Below are 20,550 nucleotides of genomic sequence, written 5' to 3' on the forward strand. Positions count from 1 at the left end.
CGAATCTCAACGCGCAAGGAAGGCGGCCAGCGCGGCGTCGAACGCGGCGGGCGCTTCCAGGTTGGACAGGTGCGAGGCAGGCACTTCGGCCAGTTGCGCGCCCGCAATGGCAGCCTGCATGGCCTGCGCGTCGGCCACGGTGGTCACCGGGTCGGCACTGCCGGCAATCAGCAGCGTGGGCACGGTGATGGTGCCGATGGCGCTGCGCAGGTCGGCCTGGGCCAGTGCCTCGCAGCAGGCGGCATAGCCTTCGGGTGCGATGCCGGCAATCCAGCCTTGCGCACGCTGCACCACCCCGGGCTGCGCGGAGGCAAAGGCGTCGGTGAACCAGCGGCCGGGCGACGATGCGGCCAGCTCGGCCATCGCGGCCGCGCCCTTCTCGCGCACCAGCGCGGCACGAGCAGTCCAGCCATCGGCCGTACCGATCTTCGCGGAGCTGTTGGCCACCACCAGATGCGTCAGGCGACCAGGCGCATTCACGCCCAGCCACAGCCCGGTGAAGCCGCCCATCGAGATGCCGCAGAAGCTGGCGCGTTCGATGTGCAAGGCATCCAGCAAAACGATCACGTCACCTCCGAGCTGGTCGAAGCTGTACGGGCCGGGCGACACCACGGTGCCGCCGTGGCCGCGCGTGTCGTAGCGCAGCACGCGGTGCGTCTGGGCAAAGCGCTCGGCCTGCGCGTCCCACATCTCCAGCGTGGTGCCGAGCGAGTTGGACAGCACCAGCACCGGCGCACTGGCAGGCCCGTCGATGCGCACGCGAAAGGCTCCGCCGGGGGTCTGGATGGTTGTGATGGACAAGAGGGTTTCCTTCGGTCTTTGCCGCGTGCTCAGACGCGTTCGAGGATGACGGCAATGCCCTGCCCCACGCCGATGCACATGGTGCACAGGGCGTACTTGCCGGCGTGCTCGTGCAGGCGGTTCACGGCCGTGGTCACCAGCCGCGCGCCGCTGGCGCCCAGCGGGTGGCCCAGGGCGATGGCGCCGCCCCAGGCATTCACGCGGGCGTCGTCGTCTTTCAGTCCCAGCGCGCGCAGCACGGCCAGGCCCTGCGCGGCAAAGGCTTCGTTCAGCTCGATCACGTCCATGTGGTCGATGGTCAGCCCGGTCTGCGCCAGCACCTTGAGCGTGGCGGGCGTGGGGCCAAAGCCCATGATGCGCGGCGCCACGCCGGCCGTGGCCATGCCGACCACGCGGGCACGCGGCTTGAGGCCGTACTTGGCCGCGCTGGCTTCATCGGCCAGCAGCAGCGCGCAGGCGCCGTCGTTCACGCCGCTGGCGTTGCCGGCGGTCACGGTGCCGTCAGGCCGCACCACGCCCTTGAGCTTGGCCAGCGCTTCCAGGCTGGTTTCACGCGGGTGCTCGTCCTCGCTGACGATGAGGGCGTCGCCCTTCTTCTGCGGGATGTGCACGGGCACGATCTCGCGCGCCAGGTAGCCCGCCTTGATCGCCGCCACAGCGTTGAGCTGGCTGGCCAGGGCCATGCGGTCCTGCGCTGCGCGCTCGATGCCGAAGTCGGTGGCCACGTTCTCAGCCGTTTCAGGCATCGAATCTACGCCGTACTGCGCCTTCATCAGCTTGTTGACGAAGCGCCAGCCAATCGTCGTGTCATACACCGCGTTGTTGCGGCTGAAGGCGCTTTCGGCTTTGGGCATGACGAAGGGCGCGCGGCTCATGCTTTCCACACCGCCCGCAATCATCAAGCCCGCCTCGCCCGACTTGATGGCGCGCGCGGCCGTGCCCACCGCGTCCAGGCCCGATCCGCACAGCCGGTTGATGGTGGCGCCGGGCACGTCGATGGGCAGGCCGGCCAGCAGCGCAGACATGCGCGCGACGTTGCGGTTGTCTTCGCCCGCCTGGTTGGCGCAGCCGTAGAGCACGTCGGTCACCGCCGCCCAATCCACGCCGGGGTTGCGGTCCATCAGCGCCTTGATGGGAATGGCGCCCAGGTCGTCGGTGCGCACGCTGGACAGGGCGCCGCCGTAGCGGCCGAAGGGCGTGCGGATGGCGTCGCAGATGAAGGCTTGGGCAGAAGTCATGGGGTGTCTCCGAAAGAAGGGGCGGTCAGTCGCGGTGGATGGGCAGGCCCACCAGGCGTTCGAGTTCGGCATGGTCGATGCCGTCGACGGCGTCGATGAAAACCAGGCCGTCGGGCGTGCAGGCCAGGGTGGCCAGGTCGCTGTAGATGCGCTTGACGCAGCCGATGCCGGTCAGCGGGTAAGTGCACTGCGGCACGATCTTGGACTGGCCCTGCTTGGTCAGCAGATCCATCATCACCCACGTCTGCTTGGCGCCGATGGCCAGGTCCATGGCGCCGCCCACGGCGGGAATGGCGCCGGGCTCGCCGGTGCTCCAGTTGGCCAGGTCGCCCGTGGCCGACACCTGGAAGGCGCCCAGCACGCAGATATCCAGATGACCGCCGCGCATCATGGCGAAGCTGTCGGCATGGTGAAAGTACGCCCCGCCCGCCAGCAGCGTGACGGGCTGCTTGCCGGCATTGGTCAGGTCGTAGTCCTCCAGCCCCGCAGCCGGCGCCGGGCCCATGCCCAGAATGCCGTTCTCGCTGTGCAGGATGACCTCGCGGCCGGCCGGAATATGGTTGGCCACCAGCGTCGGCTGGCCGATGCCCAGGTTCACGTAGGCGCCTTCGTGAATGTCTTGCGCCACCCGGCGGGCCAATTCGTCTTTGCTTCTCTTTTGATAGCTGCTCACGCTTATTCCTTGGGCGCTAGAGGCCAATTTCATTCAAAATCAGACTGATTGCTTAAGACCCGCCGCCTGCGTGGCGGTGCGCTCGATGCGCACGAGCTGGCTCACGTAGATGCCGGGGGTGACGATGGCCTCCGGGTCCAACGCCCCCAGTTCGACGATCTCGTGCACCGTGGCGATGGTCTTCTTGGCAGCGGTGGCCATCACCGGGCCGAAGTTGCGGGCCGACATGCGATAGGTGAGGTTGCCCCAGCGGTCGCCCCGCTCGGCCTTGATCAGCGCCACGTCGCCATGGATGGGGTACTCCAGCACGTAGTGGCGGCCGTTGATCTCGCGCGTCTCTTTACCCTTGGCCAGGTCGGTGCCGTAGGCCGTGGGGCAGAAGAAAGCGCCAATGCCGGCGCCGGCAGCGCGCATGCGCTCGGCCAGATTGCCCTGGGGCACCAGTTCCAGCTCCAATTGGCCGCTGCGGTACAGCTCGTCGAACACCCAGCTGTCGGCTTGGCGCGGAAAGCTGCACATGATCTTGCGCACCAGCCCGGCCTTGAGCAGCGCGGCCAGGCCGACGTCGCCGTTGCCGGCGTTGTTGTTCACCACGGTGAGGTCGCGTGCACCGCGCTCGATGAGCCCGTCGATGAGTTCGCCGGGAATGCCGGCCGTGCCGAAGCCGCCGATCAGCACCGTGGCGCCGTCCTGAACGCCCGACAGCGCCTGGGCTATCGAATCCGCAATCTTGTTGATCATGTGTCTGCCCGACTGGGGGTGAAAATCCCGATGCCGCTTTTCTGCCGAATCGAGAAAATGTTCGTATATAGAACAAATGTTCGTATAAAGAATTTTAGAATGAATCTCCATGGATGACACCCCCTCTGACGTCGGTACTAACCCTAGGCCGGGCGACAGCTATGTGCAGTCGTTCGCACGCGGTCTGGAGGTGATTCGCTCGTTCAGCGCCACTGCGCCGCAGCAGACGCTGAGCGAAGTGGCGACCGCCACGGGCCTGACACGCGCGGGCGCCCGGCGCATCCTGCTCACGCTGCAGACGCTGGGCTATGTGGAGAGCGACGGCAAGTTCTTCTGCCTGACGCCGCGCATCCTGGACCTAGGCTTCGCCTACCTGTCTTCCATGCCCATCTGGGATTTGGCCGAGCCGGTGATGGAATCGCTGGTAGACCGGGTGCACGAGTCGTGCTCGGCCGCCGTGCTGGACGAGCACGACATCGTCTATGTGCTGCGCGTGCACACCCACAAGATCATGAGCACCAACCTGGGCGTGGGCTCACGCCTGCCGGCGTTCTGGACGTCGCTGGGCCGCGTGCTGCTGGCGGCCCTGCCCGAGGACGCCATGCGTGCGCGCCTGGCGCAAGTGCCCCGCCGGGCGTTCACGCCGCACACGGCGCTGGACGACGACACGCTGCTGGCGCGCATCGCCCAGGCCCGCCAGCAAGGCTGGTGCCTGGTGAACCAGGAACTGGAAGAAGGGCTGATCTCCATCGCCGCGCCCTTGAAGAACCGCGCCGGGCATACGGTGGCGGCGCTGAATATCAGCGGCCAGGCCAACCGCACCAGCGCCGAGATGATGCAAGAGCAACTGCTGCCTGCTTTGCTGGAGGCATCGCAGGCGATCTCACGCACGCTGGGTACGCGGCGGCGGTAGATCGCCTCAGCCGCTGATGGGCAGCACCCTATCGCCGTCCGCCGGGCGGCAGCCCTCGGCCATCGGCGTCCAGCCCCGGTGCACGACCACGTGCTGGCCGTCGTGGCAGAACTCGGTGCGCTCGGCCTGCGGCAGCCGCTGGCGCACGAAGGTTTCCAGGCTGGCGGGCAGGCTGACGCGCAGTTGCATGGCGTAGCGGTCTTCTTCCGGGTGGTCACGCAGGTGGATCAGCGGCACGAAGCCGGCGGCGAACATCAGCCAGTGCGAATCCACATGGACCGGCTCGGGCGCATAACCCGCATCACGCAGCCAGCCTTGCGCGCGGGCGCGCAGGTCGTCGCCATCGGGCAGGTCGCCCCACGCGGTGGCCAGCAGTTCGACCACCCACTGGTTGCAGTTCTGGAAGTCGAGCCCGAAGGCATAGGCGTTGGCGCTGTAGCGAGCCGACAGCAGGCGCAGCGCGCGCGGCGTGTCCAGCAGCGTGGCGCGCACCTCGGCCGCTGCTGCATCGGGCAGCGGCACGATGGAGACGTAGCCCTGCGCCGGGTTGTCCACGCCCATGATGAAGCCGGCCACGCCCTGGTCATACAGGCGCGGGCGGCCTTCGTCGCAGGCGTAGTACAACTGGCGCGCGCTCCAGGCGCCGCGCTCGTCACGCCAGGCGATGGCGGCATGCGAATAGCGAATGCCAAAGCGCGACAGGTCCAGCCCCGAGCGGCTGATGAGCACCGCCTGCGCCGAGGTCTCGGCCAGCGCGGTGCGCACCACGCCGGCAAATTGCAACAGCCGGGCCTGCTCGGGCGCGGTGAGCGGCTGGGTGCGACCGCAGAACTGCGCGCCGCCGGCATGGGCGGCCCCGGCGGCGGCGGCGCTCAAGGCCAGCGCAGCCCCCCAGTGGCACAGCAGACGCCGCAGCGTCACGAAGCGCGGCCCACCCGGCGCGGCTCCAGCTCGCCGTACCAGTCGTCGGCCAGCACCAGGAAGAAGGGCTCGCGCGTGTCGGCGCGGGCGAACTCGATGCCCCACTCTCGCTGGCCGGCACGGATGGCGTCGCCACGCGCCAGGCGCTGGGGCCTGAACACGGCGGCTGGCAGGTCCAGCACCAGGCGTTGGGCGGCATCGGTCTCCATCGTCACGCGCACGAAGCCGTCGCGCCCGGGAGCCTCGGCCACGTCGGTGATGCGGTAGTCGGCATCGGCCGTCTTCCTGTCGCCGCTGGAGCTGTTGCTGGAGCCGTTGAGCGAGTCGGAAACGCTGCCGCTGGAGGCGGAGCCAGCACTGGATGCGGAGGAGGTGAAGCTGTCGGCATGCGCGGCGAGCGGCATACACAGCACGGCGCCCAGGCACAGGGCGCAGCGGAAATTCGTCAGAAGATTCATGGGTTCAAGGCTCCAGGGATTGCGCCCGTATTGTTGACGCAACGGTGCAACGTTCGCAGCAGTCGGTCCGCCCCCTCACCGACGCGATGGCAATCCAATTGCCATGGGAAGTGCGTACAGTGCGATCCGTCATCAGCGCAAGGGGCGCCACAGCCTCCCAAAGAACAGAAAGAGACAATGAAAGTCCGCACAGAAGCCCGCCGTACCGCCATCCTGGAAGAGGCGGCCCGGCTGTTCCAGGAAGCGGGTTACGAGCGCGCATCCATGAATGAACTGGCCCGCCGCTGCGGCGGCTCGAAAGCCACGCTCTACGGCTATTTCTCGTCCAAGGAAGCGCTGTTCGTGGCGGTGGTGCGCGCCATCGCCACCCAGCATCTGTCCGACGCCGTGGTGGAAATGCAGCAGTCTGCCCAGGGCGACAGGGCGCTGCCCGAGTTGCTGACCCGGTTCGGTGAACGCATGCTGGCCGTGCTGACGCACGACGCCAGCGCCTTGGCGGTCTACCGCATGGTCGTGGGCGAGGCCGGGCATTCCAACGTGGGCCAGCTGTTCTACGAGGCCGGCCCGGCGCAATCGATTCAGGCGCTCGCCGGCGTGATGGCGCAGGCTGTCGAGCGCGGTCAGCTCAAGCCTTGGCCGCCGCGCGTGCTGGCATTGCAGTTTCTGGCGCTGGTGACCACCGAAACCGAAGAGCGCGTCTACCAGACCAACCCGCCGCCCCTGGCGACCGAAGAGATCAGCGCCATGGTGGAACGCGCGGTGGCGCTTTTTCTCGGCGGGGCAGCGGCCAGCCAGTGAAGGCCCGCCAGTCAGCCTGAATCGTCCGCAATAACAGCGCAGCAGGCGCCCTATCGCGTGCTACGCTCATTGCCCATGTTCAACCCCTCCCAAGCCGACGTCAGGCGCTTTTTCTGCGCCGTGCACGCCAAAAGCCAAGCCGGCTTGCCCATGGAAGCCATCGAGACGCTGGCCAGCCTGTGGATCGACGAGCACCCTGAATACCACGCCGACCTGGCCGACGTGAATGCCGCCCTGGCGCGCAATTACGACGAGACGCCCGGCCAGACCAACCCGTTCCTGCACCTGTCGATGCACCTGTCGATCAGCGAGCAGTGCAGCATCGACCAGCCCCGCGGCATTCGGCAGGCGGTCGAGCTGCTGGCCGCGCGCCTCGATTCGCTACACGACGCCCACCACGCCGCCATGGATTGCCTGGGCGAGATGCTGTGGCAAAGCCAGCGCTCCGGCCGCCCGCCCGATGGCGACGCCTACATCGCCTGCATGCAGCGGCGCGCCACGCGCGACTGATGCTTTTTTGCCAAAAACCTGAATTGCTATTATTTAAATAGCATAAAACCTTTTATAGACAAGCGCTACAGGCCAAAATGATCTTGATTACCGGTACTCCACCGACCGCATTGGCCAGGCCTGGCCATCGTCTGGCCGGCCACTGAATGCCGCGCCGCTGGCAGCCCTCCCTGCGCACGGCCATCGCCGTGCCGATGGCGTTGCTGTTCGGCGGCACAGTGGCGCTGATGGCCCTGAGCCAGCACCGGCAGATCCACGGCCTGATCGACCAGGAAAGCGTGCGGCTGCTCAACGCAGTGACGTCCACGTCGCAAGGCCGGCTGGCCGCCTACCTGGAGGCGCCCTATCAAATCCAGCGCTCCCTGGCCGACACCATTGCACGGCAGCAGCTCTACCAACCGGGCGACGTGCGGCCGGTGGCAGACTATCTGAGGGCCGTGTTTCCCAACCGCTACGGAGAATTCGACCAGGTCGGTCTGCTCGGCTTTGGCGGGCGTGACAACACCTACGCAGCCCTGCGGCGCGACGACGGCTTCCGGCTCATCCTGCAAGACCGGTCCACCCAGGGGCTGATGCATATCCATGCCGGCGCAGACACCATGCAGCTGACCAGCGCACTCGCCGGCTTCGACCCCACGAAGCGGCCCTGGTACTTGGCTGCGATCCAGGCCGGGGGCACCGCCTGGTCACCCATCTACACCACCGCCAGCGAACGCGGCGACGTGATCATCTCGGCCTCCACCCCGGTCGTAGTGGGCCAGGAAACGGTGGGCGTGGTCAGTGCCGATGTGCGGCTCGACTCACTGCAGCGCTTTCTGCACGACGAACCGCTGCGCGGCAAGGGCACGCTGTTCATCACCGAACCGGACGGCCTGCTGGTGGCACAGAGCGATCCGGCGCTCATCGTGGGCGAGCGCATCAGCCAGTCGCAGCTGTCGCCCCGCACGCGCTTGCAGGCTGCGCAAAGCACCAGCCCGCTGGTGCGCGCCGCGGCAGCCCAGCTGGCCGACGCCAGCGCACGTGGCGGCAGCTTTCAACTGGTGCACGACGGTGCGCTCTACTACGGGCGCATTTCGCCATTTGCCGGCGTGCACGGACTCGACTGGCGCATCGTCGTGCTGCTGCCCGAGTCCGACCTGCTGGGCGACACCCGCGACCGGCTGCGCGCCTGGACGGTCGCTGCCGTGCTCGGCTCGGTGCTGGCGCTGCTGCTGGCGCTCTGGGCGGTAGAGCGCGTTGCGCGCCCGATTCTGCAAACGGCGGAAGCGGCCAACCGGCTCGCGCAGGGGGACTGGTCGGCGGGCTCGGCCCTGCTGACCCAGCCCGATCGGCTGCGCGAAACCGCCGCGCTCTCGCAGGCATTCAACCGCATGGCGCAGCGGCTGCAGCAGTCGTTCGAGCAGTTGCAAGACCAATTGCTGACCGACCAGCTCACCGGCCTGCTGACCCGGCGCGGCCTGCTGGAGCGCGCGCAATGGCAGGGGGAACGCACCGTGGCGTTGACGCTGATCGGGCTGGACGCGTTTCGCGCCATCAACGACAGCGTCGGCTTTACCACCGCAAACCAGCTGCTGCAGGCCGTGGGCGACCGCCTGAAGGGCCGGCTACCCGAGCCGCTCTTGATCGCCCGCGTGGCGGGTGATGAGTTCGCCGTGCTGCATCTGGGCGTGGAAAGCCTGTCGGACCAGGCCATCGGCAAGGCCGTGCAGAACCTGTTCACCACGCCGTTTTCAGCGGGTGACGACGAGCTGCTGTTGAGCGCATCGGTCGGCGTGGTCGGTGGGGCGCTGCGCAGTGTCGACCTGCCCGAGTGGCTGCGCCAGGCCAGCATTGCTCTGGGCGAGGCCAAGAGTAGCGGGCGCAACCAGTGCGTGGTGTTCGAAGCGCCGATGATGGAGCGGTCGGTCGATCGCTCCCGCATGGTCACCGAAGTGCGGCAGGGGCTGGAAAAAGAGCAATTCCTGGTGCACTACCAGCCCATCGTCGACCTGACCACCGGCCGGGTCACTGGCGCTGAAGCGCTCGCACGCTGGAATCACCCCACGCGCGGAATGGTGTCGCCCGGCGTCTTCATTCCCATAGCGGAAGAGTCCGGCCTGATCTTGCCGCTGGGCGAATGGGTGCTGCGCCATGCCACGCAGGCCATTGCCCAGCGCCTGGGCTCGCTGCCGCCCGACTTCAACCTGCACGTGAACGTGTCGGCGCGGCAGTTGATCCAGTCGGACTTCACCACGCTGCTCAAACAGGCGCTGCGTGCCAGCGGCCTGCCGCCCGGCCAGCTGACGCTGGAGCTGACAGAGTCGCAGCGCATCAGCGACGACGATGCCAGCGCGCGGGCGCGGCTGACGACCCTGCGCGCCATGGGCGTGAAGATCGCCATCGACGACTTCGGCACCGGCTATTCGTCGCTCACCTACCTGGCCGACCTGCCCTTCGACTGCCTGAAAGTGGACCAGCGCTTCGTGCGCACGCTGCTGCAGACGCCCCAGGACGCGGCCATCGTTGTGTCGGTGCTCAGCCTGGCGCGCGGGCTGGGCGTGACCGTGGTGGCCGAAGGCGTGGAGTCGCAGGCCCAGGCCAGCCGCCTGCGCGAGCTGAACTGCAACGCCGCACAAGGCTACTGCTTTGGCTACCCGGCGCCGCTGGACGAGCTGGATCTATCGACCCGCAGCATCGCGGCACCACCGGCCTGATTCAGCACCAGGAAAAAAGGCCCGGAAAACCGCGCCTTGGAGCAGTGGCAAAAAGCGGTGCTCTCAGCGGAAGCGCGACTGCGGCACCACCTGCAGATCGCCGTCCAGCGAACCGATGTAGCCAGCCATAGCCTTCAGCTCGGCATTCGTGAACTGCTTGGCGACTCCCGCCATGATGGCGTTCGAGCGACCCAGGTTGGGGTTCTTGTCGGCCTTGTAAGACTTGAGCGCCACATACAGATAGTCGGCATGCTGGCCGGCGATCTTCGGGTAGGCCGGGTCGATGGGCTTGGCGAAGTTGTCGCCATGGCAGGAAACGCAGGCGCCCTTTTGCAGCAGCGCCGCCACCTGCACGCTGGGTTCGCGGCGGGGCTTGGCGGGAAGTTCGACCGGTGCGGCGGACTGGCGATGTGCGGAGTAGTAGGCAGACACGTCGGCAATGTCCTGCTCGGTCAGCGAGTCGGCAATGCCGCGCATGGTGGGATGGCGGCGGTCGCCCTTTTGGTAGGCCTCCAGCGCCAGAGAGAGGTAGCGCGCGCCCTGGCCGGAAATCATGGGCACGCGGTGCACTTCAGGAAAGCTCGCCTGATAGCCCGGAATGCCGTGGCAGCCGATGCACATGGCGATCTTCTTTTCGCCCGCCTGCGCATCGCCTTCGGTCTCCTGCGCAAACGCCCCGCCCGTCGCACAAGCGACAAGCAGGCTGTATATCGTGGTCCGTATTTTGTTCATTTTGCGCGCACAATCCCGTGGTGGTTGTCTCTCTAATATGAAGAATTATAGGAGGGGGCCTGCCCTCTGTTTCATCAACGATTACCCTATTCACGGCCCATGAAATTCCAAGGTTCCGAGAGTTACGTTGCCACGCAAGACCTGAAACTGGCGGTGAATGCCGCCATCACGCTACAGCGCCCCTTGCTGGTCAAAGGCGAGCCGGGCACCGGCAAGACCATGCTTGCAGAGGAAGTGGCGCGCGAGCTGGGCCTGCCGTTGCTGCAGTGGCATGTCAAATCCACCACCAAGGCGCAGCAGGGCCTGTACGAATACGACGCCGTCAGCCGTCTGCGCGACAGCCAACTGGGCGACGCCGAGAGCAGCGAACGGGTCCAGGACATTCGCAACTACATCGTGCAGGGGGTGTTGTGGCAAGCCTTCACGGCCGATGCGCCGGTTGCGCTGTTGATCGACGAAATCGACAAGGCCGATATTGAATTCCCGAACGATCTGTTGCGTGAGATCGACCGCATGGAGTTCTATTGCTATGAAACGCGCGAACTCATTCGCGCCAAACACCGGCCTTTGGTGTTCATTACCTCCAACAACGAAAAAGAATTGCCCGACGCATTTTTGCGCCGCTGCTTTTTCCACTACATCAAATTCCCCGAGGCCGACACCATGCGGCAGATCGTCGCGGTGCATTTCCCCACGCTCAAGGGCGAGTTGCTGGCCGTGGCGATGAAAACGTTTTACGACGTGCGCGGCCTGCCGGGGCTGAAGAAAAAGCCATCGACCAGTGAGCTGATCGATTGGCTCAAGCTGCTGGTGGCCGAAGACATTCCGCTCGAAGCGCTGCAAAGCGCCGACCAGAAGGTGTCGGTGCCGCCGCTGGTGGGCGCCTTGCTGAAGAACGAGCAGGACGTGAGCCTGTTCGAGAAACTGGTCTTCATGAACCAGCGCAACCGATGATTCGCCGCCCTCAGGAATTGCAGCCATGAGCGATGCACGCAAACTGCTGATCGAAGGCATCTCCGACGCTGTGGGCTTCACAGGCGGCGCGCTGGCGGGCTACTGGTTGGGGCGCCTGCTGGGGTTCGATCTTTTCGCTCCCGGCTATGGCACGGCCAGCCTGCTGGCCATTGCGCTGGTGGGCCTGGGCGGCGGCCTGGGCCTGCATGCAGCACGCCGCTGGCGACGCCGGCGTGACAGCAGTGCGGACCGCCCCGCGCCCTGACCCACATCGTTAACTCCCGCGCTCCCTCACATCCATCCAACTGCCAACAAAACGCCGCCATGTCATTCGTCGAACCCGTCATCTTGCAAGACCGTGGCGTGCGGCTGGAGCCGCTGCATCTGACCCATGAAGCGGGCCTGGCCGCAGCCGCGGCCGATGGCGCGCTGTGGCAGCTGCGCATCACCTCGGTGCCCGAGCCCGGCCAGACGCGCGCCTACATCGAAGCGGCGCTGCAAGGTCGGCAAGACGGCCATCGCTTTGCCTTCGCCGTGATGGACGACGCCACGGACCAGCTCATCGGCACTACCAGTTATCACGACATCGTGCCAGCCGTGCGGCGCGTGGAGATCGGCTGGACCTGGTACGCCAAGAGCGTGCAGCGCACGCATGTGAACACCACGGCCAAGCTGCTGCTGCTCACCCACGCGTTCGACACGCTGGGCTGCGACGTGGTGGGCTGGCGCACCGACAACTTCAACTTCGCATCGCAGCGCGCCATCGAACGCCTGGGCGCCAAGAAAGACGGCGTGCTGCGCGGCCACGCGCTGCGCCGCGACGGCACCATCCGCGATACGGTGATGTACAGCATGCGCAGTGGCGAGTGGCCCGAGGCACGCGCGCAATTGCTATATCTTTTGCAGCAGCGAACGCCCGCCGAATAAGCGCTGGCGGCCAATTTCACTCATAAACCCATTCGAAAGCCCGGCATGCTGATCGACTTCTTCTACACCCTGCGCGCCGGCCAGCTGCCTGTGTCGGTGAAGGAGTACCTGGCATTGCTGGAGGCGCTGGATGCCGGCGTGGTGGGGCCTAAGTCTGAAGACGGCTGGAGCCTGGACGACTTTTATCACCTCTCGCGCACCGTGCTCGTCAAGGACGAAAAGCATTTCGACAAGTTCGACCGGGCTTTCGGTGCCTATTTCAAGGGCGTGGAGATGGTGGCCGACTTCCGCAAGGAGATCCCGGCCGACTGGCTGCGCAAGGTGCTCGAGCGCGAGCTGACGCCCGAGCAGAAGGCCGCCATCGAGAAGATGGACTGGGACGAGTTGATGGAGACGCTCAAGAAGCGCCTGGCAGAACAGAAAGAACGCCACGAGGGCGGCAGCAAGTGGATCGGCACCGGCGGCACCAGCCCTTTCGGCCACGGCGGCTACAACCCGCAGGGCGTTCGCATCGGCGGTGCGGGCAAGAACAAGAGTGCCGTCAAGGTGTGGGACCAGCGCGCCTACCGCGATTACGACGACACGCAGGAGCTGGGCACGCGCAACATCAAGATGGCGCTGCGCCGCCTGCGCAAGTTCGCCCGCGAAGGCCACGAGATGGAGCTGGACCTGGACGGCACCATCCGCAGCACGGCCGCCAACGCCGGCTACCTCGACATCAAGATGGTGCCCGAGCGCCACAACAACGTGAAAGTACTGCTGCTGATGGACGTGGGCGGCACCATGGACGAGCACATCCAGCGGGTGGAAGAGCTCTTTTCCGCCGTGAAGTCGGAGTTCAAGCACCTGGAGTTCTATTACTTCCACAACTGCGTGTACGACTTCATGTGGAAGAACAACCGCCGCCGCTTTGCCGAGAAATTCCCGACCTGGGACATCATTCGCAAGTACAACAAGGACTACAAGCTGATCTTCGTGGGCGACGCGACGATGAGCCCGTATGAGATCCTGCAGCCCGGCGGCAGCGTCGAGTACAACAACGAAGAGCCAGGCGCCGAGTGGCTCACACGCCTGCTGCACGCCTTTCCACGCCACGCCTGGATCAACCCGGAGCCCCAGGGCGTCTGGCAGTACCGCCAGAGCATCGGCGTCATCCAGCAGATCCTGGGCCATCGCATGTACCCTCTGTCCCTGAAGGGGCTGGAGGAGACCATGCGGCTTTTGTCAAAATAGTCCTACGGACGGGCGAGGCGCATGAGGGCGCGGTGCCATCCGCAGCCCTGGCACCCTGTCGCCACCACTCTCCGAGCTCCGATTTTTGAAAGCCTCCCTCCGCATCGCTTCCTTCCTGCCCCGGAATGCCCCTTGGTCCACCTTGCTGCTGTGCGGGGTATTGGCGTTGCAGGGCTGCAGCCTGCTGCCGGGCTCCAAAAAAGCCGATGCCGACGCTGAGGCCGACGGCGCCGTGCAGACCATTGGCGACGCCAATGCGCCCGATGCCTTCGCGCTCGAAGTGCAGGCGCCCGAGGCGATCCGCGAACATCTGGAGCGCCACATGGAACTGCAGCGCTTTCGCAAGCTGCCTGACCTGCAGGCGGCCGAGCTGTCGCGCCTGCTGGGCGCAGCCGACGCCAACGCGCGCGGCCTGCTGGGCACCATGGGCTACTTCAGCCCCACGCTCACCATCGAAATGCGCGAAGTGTCCGAGCCCGACCGGCCGCCACGCACGGTCATCGTGACGGTGGAGCCCGGCCCGCGTACCCGTGTGGAAAGCGCCAATGTCGCCTTCACCGGCGACGAGGCAGACGCGCCCGGCTTCGCCAATCGCCGCGCACGCGTGCAGCGCAACTGGTCGCTGCAGCCGGGCCAGCCCTTCACGCAGGAGGGCTGGGACAGCGCCAAGTCACAAGGCCTGCGCCAGTTGCAGACCAGCCGCTACCCCACGGCGCGCATCGACAGCAGCCGCGCGGAAGTCGACGCGGACAAGAACGAAGCCAAGCTCGCCGTCACCTACGCCCCCGGGCCGGCCTACCGCTTCGGGCCGCTGCGCGTGTCGGGCAGCGAACGCTACGACCCCGACGGCGCGCGGCGCATCGCCCGCCTGCCCGAGGGCGATGACTACAGCGAAACGGCATTGCTGGACGCCCAGCAGCGCCTGGCCAGCAGTGGTTATTACGACGCGGTGTTTCTGTCGGTGGACACCGAAGGCACCGATCCGCAGGCCGCGCCGGTGATCGCGCAGGTGCGCGAAGCGCCGCTTCAGAAGGTGGTGTTCGGCGTGGGTCTGTCGACCGACAGCGGGCCGCGCCTGAGCCTGGACCACATTCACAACCGCATGCCGGGCCTGGGCTGGCGCGCGGTCAGCAAGCTGTCGGTAGACCGCAAGAACAACCTGGCGTCGACCGAATGGACGGCGCTGCCCGAAGACACCGGCTGGCGCTGGTTTACCGGCGCGCAGGTGCAGCGCGAAACCACGGGCAGCTACGAGGTCAACAGCGGCCGCGTTCGCGGTGGCCGCACCAAGAGCAGCGACCACATCGACCGCAGCTATTTCCTGCAGTACGACGTGGCTAAGAGCCAGGGCGAAGACCCGCCGCCGTCCAGCTCGGCCATCAGCGCCAATTACGCCTGGACGGGCCGTTACTTCAACAACAACACCGCTCCCACACGCGGCTGGGGGGTGGCCTCCGAGCTGGGCGTGGGCACCACGCTGACGCCCGAGCGCGACCCGTTCGTGCGCGCGCTTGTGCGCTGGCAGGGCTATGTGCCGCTGGGCCAGGTCGACATGGGTGAAGGCATCCGCCGCAACAGCCGGCTGGCGCTGCGCGCCGAGGGCGGTGCGGTGCTGGCGCGTGAAGGCGCGAACATTCCCGTCACGCAGCTGTTTCTGACCGGTGGCGACACCACCGTGCGCGGCTACGGCTACCGCAAGATCGGCGCGCGCATGGACAACGACACGCTGTACGGCGGCCGTTACCTGGCCGTGGGCAGCGCGGAATGGCAACGCCCCATCGAGCTGCGGGGCAACCGCACCGATTTCGAGAGTGCCGTGTTCATCGATGCAGGCGCCGTCTCCGACAAGGCGGGCGACCTGAAGCCGCGCGTGGGTGTGGGCGCCGGCCTGCGCTGGCGCAGCCCCGTGGGGCCGCTGCAGGCCGACGTGGCCTACGGCGTGAAGTCGCAGGAAGTGCGCTTGCACCTGCGGCTGGGCTTCAGTTTCTAATTTTTTTCGGAAGGCGTGCGCGCCGCTCAACGCATGGCCACCCACCAGACCCCCAACCCCTACGCCGCAGCAGCAGCCCCCAAACCCCAGCCGCGCCGCCGCAGCGGCTGGCGCATTGCCGCATGGAGCTTGCTGGGCCTGCTGGCGCTCGTCGCGGCATTGCTGGGCGCCGCCTGGTGGTGGGCCGGCGGCGACTCTTCGCTGGCAGTCACCCTCAACCGCGTTGCGCGCTATCTGCCTGCCGGGCAGAGCCTGGAAAGCCGCGAGGTGACGGGCTCCGTGCGCGGCGGCGGCCGCATCGGCTGGCTACGCTGGTCCAGCCCCGGCATGACGGTGGAAGTGAATGAAGCCGCCATCGGCTGGCAACTGGCCCCGCTGCTGCAGCGCAAGGTGCAACTGGGCGAAGTGCATGCCGCCCGCGTGCTGATCACGCCCCGGCCCACCGATAAGCCCGCCGGGCCCACCCAGCCGCTGCAGCGCCTGCCGCTGCCGGTGCAGGTCGACCTGCCGTTTCGTGTGGATGAGCTGGTGTGGGCACCGCCTGCTGCCGACCCGCTGACCATCCGCCAACTGGCGGGCCGCTACGGCTACGACGGCACACAGCATCAACTGGTGGTGGACAACGTGGAACTGGCCCAGGGCCGCTACGCCGCGCGCGCCACGCTGGGCGCCGAAGCACCCATGCCGCTCGACATGACGCTGGACGGCACGGTGCGCACGCCCGCGCCCGGCGGCGGTGCAGACCTGGAGGCCACCGCCCACGCTACCGTGAAAGGCAAGTTGGCGACCGAGGCGGCGCGCCTGCAGATCGCTGCCCAGTTGAAATCCACCGTGGCTGAAGCCGCCCCACCGGCTGCGGCCGCGCCGACTACCGCAGCCCCAAAATCAACCGCCCCCCGCAACAGTGCGCGCAACGCAGCCAAGCCGGCGGCGTCCCAAGCCAAGGCCAAGGCCCCGCCTGCGGAGCCCATGCAGGCCGACGTGCAAGCGCAGATCGCCCCCTGGGCGCCTCAGCCCCTGGTGCAGGCGCAGGCCGACCTGCGCGCGCTGGACCTGGCCGCGCTGTGGCCGCAGGCCCCCGTCACCCGGCTGAGCGGCAATGTGCGCGTGGAGCCCACCCCCGCCACCACCGCAGTTGCCGCCACACCGCCAGCCACCACGAGCAACGGCGCCCCGGCCGCCGCCGGCTGGAACATCGCCGCACAGCTGCAGAACGCCCTGCCCGGCCCGTGGGACAAGCAGCGCCTGCCCGTCAGCGCCGTCGAAGCTCGCGCTGCGTTCGACGGCACGCAGTGGACAGTGCCTGAAGCCACCGTGACCGTCGGATCCGGCAGCCTGCAGGCCGAAGGCGCCTTCACGCCCGCCACGCGCGCTCTGCAAGGCAAGGTGCAGCTGCGCAACCTGCGCCCCGAAGCGGTTTACAGCCAATTCGATGCTACGCCGCTCACCGGCAACGCCAGCGCGCAGGGCGACGCCAACGGCGTGGTCCGCTTCACCGCCGACATCCGAGGTGCCGCAGCGCGTGCGGCACGACCGTCCAACACCGCAACCGGCAAGGCCGGCACCGCGCCGGCCCCCCAGCTGCGCATCGACCGCCTGGCGACGGAAGGCACCTGGCGCGGCGACCGGATCGACCTGGCGCGGCTGCAACTGGACGCCTTGCAGGCGCAGATCAGCGCCAGCCAGGTGCAGATCGGCCTGACCGACAAGTCGGCCAAGGGACAGTTGCAGGCCACTGTGCCTGGCGCCAGTGCGCAATTGAATGGCCAGATGGCGCCGCGCGCCGGTGCCGGCACGCTGGACTTGCGCGTGGCCGACGCCCAGCGCCTGCAGCGCTGGATGGACACTCTGCCCGGCGGCGCCGGCCTGCTGCAAGGCGCCGTGCTGGAGGGCAACGCCACGCTGGCCGCCCGCTGGAGCGGCGGCTGGCAAACGCTGCAACGCCAGTTGCAAACCGCCGGCCTGTTGGGCGGTCCAGCCGTTGCAGCAGGCTCGGCCAACCAAACGTTCTCTCTGCAGGCCCAGCTCAATGCGCCCCGCCTGAAGGCCGATCTGCCGCCGCGCCCAGGCACCAACGCAGGCCCGCAGTCATTGCAGTTGACCGACGTGAAGGCCGAGCTGTCTGGCTCGGTGCCTGAACTGACCGTGTCCTGGGACGGCAATCTGCGCCAGGGCGAAAACCGCGCCACGGTACGCCTGCGCGCCAACGGCGGCAATGCCGGCGCCGTCGGCCAATGGCGCGCGCAAATCGCCGAGCTGCGCGTGGTGGCCTCCACCGGCACGCAGCCCGGGCCATGGACGGTGCAGCTGGCACAGCCGCTGTCCATTACGGCGCGGCAGGCGCCCACGCTGCTGGTGGAAACATCGGCCGGCCAAGCCATGGTGTCCGGCCCCGTGCCGGGCGAAGCCCGCCTGCGCTGGGAGCCCGTGCGCTACGAACAGACCGCGCAAGGCAACATGCGACTGCGCACGCAAGGCGAACTGCAAGGCCTGCCCACCACCTGGGCCGACGCCTTCGTCGCAGGCGATGAGCCCCTGCTCAAGCGCCTGGGTCTGGCCGGCAACCTGGTGCTCAACGGCGACTGGAACATCGACCTGGGCGAGACCCTGCGTGCCAGCGCCAGCGTACGCCGGGCCAGCGGCGATTTGCGCGTGCTGGCCGAAGGCAGCATGCCCACCACCACCGTCGTGCGCAGCAGCGGCCAGGGCACCGGCTCCGGCGCCCCGCAGGCGGCAGAAGGCCCGGGCACGCCCGCCGGCATTCGCCAGGCCGAGGTGCGGCTGGACGCCGAAGGCGACACCGTGCGCGCCCGCGTGATGTGGGAGAGCGATCGCGCCGGCAGCCTGCAGGCCGACGGCAACACGCGCCTGGCGCGCGGCGCGGACGGCGGCTGGCTCTGGCCCGCCGACGCGCCGCTGGCCGCCACGGTGAAGGCCCAGTTGCCCGACGTGGGCGTGTGGTCGGCGCTGGCGCCGCCGGGCTGGCGTGTCAAGGGCACGCTGCAGGCCGACGCCGCGCTGTCGGGCACCCGTACCGCACCGCGCTGGAGCGGCACGCTGGGCGCCGACCAGCTGGCCGTGCGCTCGCTGCTCGATGGCGTCGATCTGCAGGACGGGCGCCTGCGCGCCACGCTGCGCGGCGACCGGCTGGAGATCACCGAATTCCGCGTGAACGGCGGCAGTGGCAGCAATGCGCGCATCGCCGGTTTCAGCGGCAACCGGACGCTGGCGCCGCGCACCGGCGGCACGCTCACCGGCACGGGCAATGTGTCGTGGGCAGGCGTGGGCTCATCGGGCAGTGGCTCCGGCATCGCGATGGATTTCAATGCCGAGGCCAATGCCCTGCAGGTGCTGGTGCGCGCCGACCGGCAGGTCAGCGTGTCGGGCAACCTGCAGGCACGCCTGCAGGGCGGGCAGTTCACGCTCCGCGGCAAGCTCACCACCGACCGTGCCACCATCATCCTGCCCGAGGCTGGCGCGCCCACGCTGGGCTCGGACGTGGTCGTGCGTTCTGCCGCCAAGGACCGCGAGGCCCAGCAGCAGGCGCAGAAGGCCGCCACCTCCGCCGCCAAGGTCGAGACGGCCCGCGCGCCGGACATCGCCGTCACGCTCAACCTGGGCAATGACTTCGCGCTGCAGGGCTACGGCATCACTACGCGCCTGACGGGCGAGCTCGACGTTCGCAGCGGCAGCTCTGCCAGCGCGCCGCCGCGTGTGACCGGCGAAGTTCGCACCGAGCAGGGCCGCTACCGCGCCTGGGGCCAGTCGCTGGATGTAGAGACCGGCTTGGTGCGCTTCAACGGCCCGTACGACAACCCCGCGCTCGACATCCTCGCCATCCGCCCGAACATCAGTGTGCGCGCCGGCGTGCAGGTCACCGGCTCGGCCAAGGCGCCACGCGTGCGGCTGTATTCCGACCCCGACCTGCCCGATGCGGAAAAGCTGTCGTGGGTGGTGCTGGGCCGCAGCGCCGCCGCCGGCGGTGCCGAAGCCGCACTGCTGCAGCAGGCCGCGCTGGCGCTGCTGGGCGGCAATGGCGATGGCGGTTCGGGCAACTTTGCCCGCCGCGTGGGCCTGGACGAGATCGGCTTCAAGGGCCCCGGCAGCGGCGAAGACGCCAGCGCCGCCGCGCTCACCTTCGGCAAGCGCCTGTCCAAGGATTTGTACGTGACCTACGAACGCAGCCTCTCGGGCGCGCTGGGCACGCTCTACATCTTCTACGACCTGTCGCAGCGCCTGACCTTGCGTGGCCAGACCGGCGCGCAGAGCGCGGTCGACCTGATCTACACGCTGCGCTACGACTGAGACGGTACAGGCTTGAGTTGCAGGCTCATCGATTTCAAGTGAAATTGGCCTCTAGCGCTTGATTATCAAGCGCTGACAGCTATTTATTTGATAGCAAACTCCTACAGCGGCCTCACCGGCCCATCCTGCCTCGGCGGCCACGACCCGGCCCGTACAGCGCCGAGTTGTCTCCTCATAGTTCACGGGGACGTTTACGAATATAAAGTACTGCCTCGTATCACTCTTGTATCACTCTTGTATCACTCTTGTATCAGTCTCGGTGTCCCATTAAACCCATGCCCACGGCCAGCGCAGCACAAACATTGCCCGTGCGTGACAAGACCCGGCTTATGAGCGCGGTCGATGCGATCAACGGGAGGTACGGCAAGGGCACGTTACACGTAGGCGCCACCGGGCTCAATCCCTCGCAGCACGAGTGGGGGATGCGGCAAGAACGTATGACGCCGAGGTACACAACAAGGTGGGACGAGTTGCTTTTCGTGAGGGCGTAGCGCATTTCAAGCCGCTACGCACCGACGACATTACGGTACTGCGAAAGTGTAAATTAGATAGCAGCTGCGCTTGTTCGGAATAGAATCGTCGGCTGTGCTGGTCGACTGTGCGTCCGATCTGACATGTAAAAGTGTCATTGATTACACCAATGAATTTCCCAAGTAGAGCGTA

At 67.4% G+C, this 20,550-nt stretch carries 18 protein-coding genes; 11 read left to right on the top strand and 7 right to left on the bottom strand.

Annotated features, from left to right (window positions below; translation table 11 throughout):
• Positions 1–6: 6 nt before the first annotated feature.
• The 4 genes from pcaD to RQI28_RS17015 are packed head-to-tail and all read right to left on the bottom strand — an operon-like array spanning position 7 to position 3,453.
• On the bottom strand, positions 7–801 hold the full coding sequence (gene pcaD / locus RQI28_RS17000; protein WP_311222482.1) for a 3-oxoadipate enol-lactonase: 795 nt from the start codon (positions 799–801) through the stop codon (positions 7–9).
• A gap of 29 nt (positions 802–830) precedes the next feature.
• Positions 831–2,039, bottom strand: coding sequence for a 3-oxoadipyl-CoA thiolase (gene pcaF / locus RQI28_RS17005; RefSeq protein ID WP_311222483.1), 1,209 nt, complete (start codon positions 2,037–2,039; stop codon positions 831–833).
• Positions 2,040–2,064: 25 nt separating this feature from the next.
• On the bottom strand, positions 2,065–2,712 hold the full coding sequence (locus tag RQI28_RS17010) for a 3-oxoacid CoA-transferase subunit B (RefSeq protein WP_311222484.1): 648 nt from the start codon (positions 2,710–2,712) through the stop codon (positions 2,065–2,067).
• Positions 2,713–2,751: 39 nt separating this feature from the next.
• Entirely contained in the window at positions 2,752–3,453 is a 702-nt protein-coding gene (locus RQI28_RS17015) for a 3-oxoacid CoA-transferase subunit A (protein ID WP_311222485.1), read from the bottom strand.
• Positions 3,454–3,562: 109 nt separating this feature from the next.
• On the opposite strand from RQI28_RS17015, the gene RQI28_RS17020 reads away from it, so the two are divergent.
• Complete coding sequence (locus tag RQI28_RS17020) at positions 3,563–4,366, top strand: IclR family transcriptional regulator (RefSeq protein ID WP_311222486.1); 804 nt, start codon at positions 3,563–3,565, stop codon at positions 4,364–4,366.
• A 6-nt stretch (positions 4,367–4,372) separates the two neighbouring features.
• Here the strand turns inward: RQI28_RS17020 and RQI28_RS17025 are convergent, their stop codons facing one another.
• Both RQI28_RS17025 and RQI28_RS17030 read right to left on the bottom strand, forming a co-directional pair.
• A complete protein-coding gene (locus tag RQI28_RS17025; RefSeq protein ID WP_311222487.1) occupies positions 4,373–5,287 on the bottom strand; it encodes a DUF2145 domain-containing protein in 915 nt (304 codons plus the stop codon).
• Complete coding sequence (locus RQI28_RS17030; RefSeq protein ID WP_311222488.1) at positions 5,284–5,745, bottom strand: hypothetical protein; 462 nt, start codon at positions 5,743–5,745, stop codon at positions 5,284–5,286. The genes RQI28_RS17025 and RQI28_RS17030 overlap by 4 nt, the downstream gene beginning before the upstream one ends.
• Before the next feature lie 177 nt (positions 5,746–5,922).
• On the opposite strand from RQI28_RS17030, the gene RQI28_RS17035 reads away from it, so the two are divergent.
• From RQI28_RS17035 to RQI28_RS17045, 3 genes are all read left to right on the top strand, one after another.
• A complete protein-coding gene (locus tag RQI28_RS17035) occupies positions 5,923–6,543 on the top strand; it encodes a TetR/AcrR family transcriptional regulator (protein WP_311222489.1) in 621 nt (206 codons plus the stop codon).
• Positions 6,544–6,618: 75 nt separating this feature from the next.
• Positions 6,619–7,053 (top strand): DUF1841 family protein, encoded by a 435-nt coding sequence (locus RQI28_RS17040; protein ID WP_311222490.1) that lies wholly within the window; start codon positions 6,619–6,621, stop codon positions 7,051–7,053.
• Positions 7,054–7,199: 146 nt separating this feature from the next.
• The gene (locus RQI28_RS17045) at positions 7,200–9,746 is read left to right on the top strand and encodes an EAL domain-containing protein (protein WP_311222491.1); all 2,547 of its coding nucleotides are present in this window, start codon (positions 7,200–7,202) and stop codon (positions 9,744–9,746) included.
• 63 nt (positions 9,747–9,809) lie between these two features.
• On the opposite strand, the gene RQI28_RS17050 is transcribed toward RQI28_RS17045, so the two are convergent.
• Complete coding sequence (locus tag RQI28_RS17050) at positions 9,810–10,478, bottom strand: c-type cytochrome (RefSeq protein ID WP_311222492.1); 669 nt, start codon at positions 10,476–10,478, stop codon at positions 9,810–9,812.
• Between the two features lie 99 nt (positions 10,479–10,577).
• Here RQI28_RS17050 and RQI28_RS17055 point away from each other — a divergent pair, with 99 nt between their 5' ends.
• From RQI28_RS17055 to RQI28_RS17085, 7 genes are all read left to right on the top strand, one after another.
• Positions 10,578–11,432 (top strand): MoxR family ATPase, encoded by an 855-nt coding sequence (locus RQI28_RS17055; RefSeq protein WP_311222493.1) that lies wholly within the window; start codon positions 10,578–10,580, stop codon positions 11,430–11,432.
• 25 nt (positions 11,433–11,457) lie between these two features.
• The gene (locus RQI28_RS17060) at positions 11,458–11,697 is read left to right on the top strand and encodes a hypothetical protein (RefSeq protein WP_311222494.1); all 240 of its coding nucleotides are present in this window, start codon (positions 11,458–11,460) and stop codon (positions 11,695–11,697) included.
• Positions 11,698–11,756: 59 nt separating this feature from the next.
• Positions 11,757–12,359, top strand: coding sequence for a GNAT family protein (locus tag RQI28_RS17065; RefSeq protein WP_311222495.1), 603 nt, complete (start codon positions 11,757–11,759; stop codon positions 12,357–12,359).
• Between the two features lie 45 nt (positions 12,360–12,404).
• The gene (locus RQI28_RS17070) at positions 12,405–13,592 is read left to right on the top strand and encodes a VWA domain-containing protein (RefSeq protein ID WP_311222496.1); all 1,188 of its coding nucleotides are present in this window, start codon (positions 12,405–12,407) and stop codon (positions 13,590–13,592) included.
• Between the two features lie 85 nt (positions 13,593–13,677).
• On the top strand, positions 13,678–15,582 hold the full coding sequence (locus RQI28_RS17075) for an autotransporter assembly complex family protein (RefSeq protein WP_404976920.1): 1,905 nt from the start codon (positions 13,678–13,680) through the stop codon (positions 15,580–15,582).
• Positions 15,583–15,615: 33 nt separating this feature from the next.
• A complete protein-coding gene (locus RQI28_RS17080; protein WP_311222497.1) occupies positions 15,616–19,887 on the top strand; it encodes a translocation/assembly module TamB domain-containing protein in 4,272 nt (1,423 codons plus the stop codon).
• A 329-nt stretch (positions 19,888–20,216) separates the two neighbouring features.
• On the top strand, positions 20,217–20,378 hold the full coding sequence (locus RQI28_RS17085) for a DUF4113 domain-containing protein (RefSeq protein ID WP_311222646.1): 162 nt from the start codon (positions 20,217–20,219) through the stop codon (positions 20,376–20,378).
• Positions 20,379–20,550 lie beyond the last annotated feature (172 nt).

It is taken from the genome of Acidovorax sp. WCS2018Noco2-16, assembly GCF_031843945.1.
In the GTDB taxonomy this organism is placed as follows: domain Bacteria; phylum Pseudomonadota; class Gammaproteobacteria; order Burkholderiales; family Burkholderiaceae_C; genus Paracidovorax.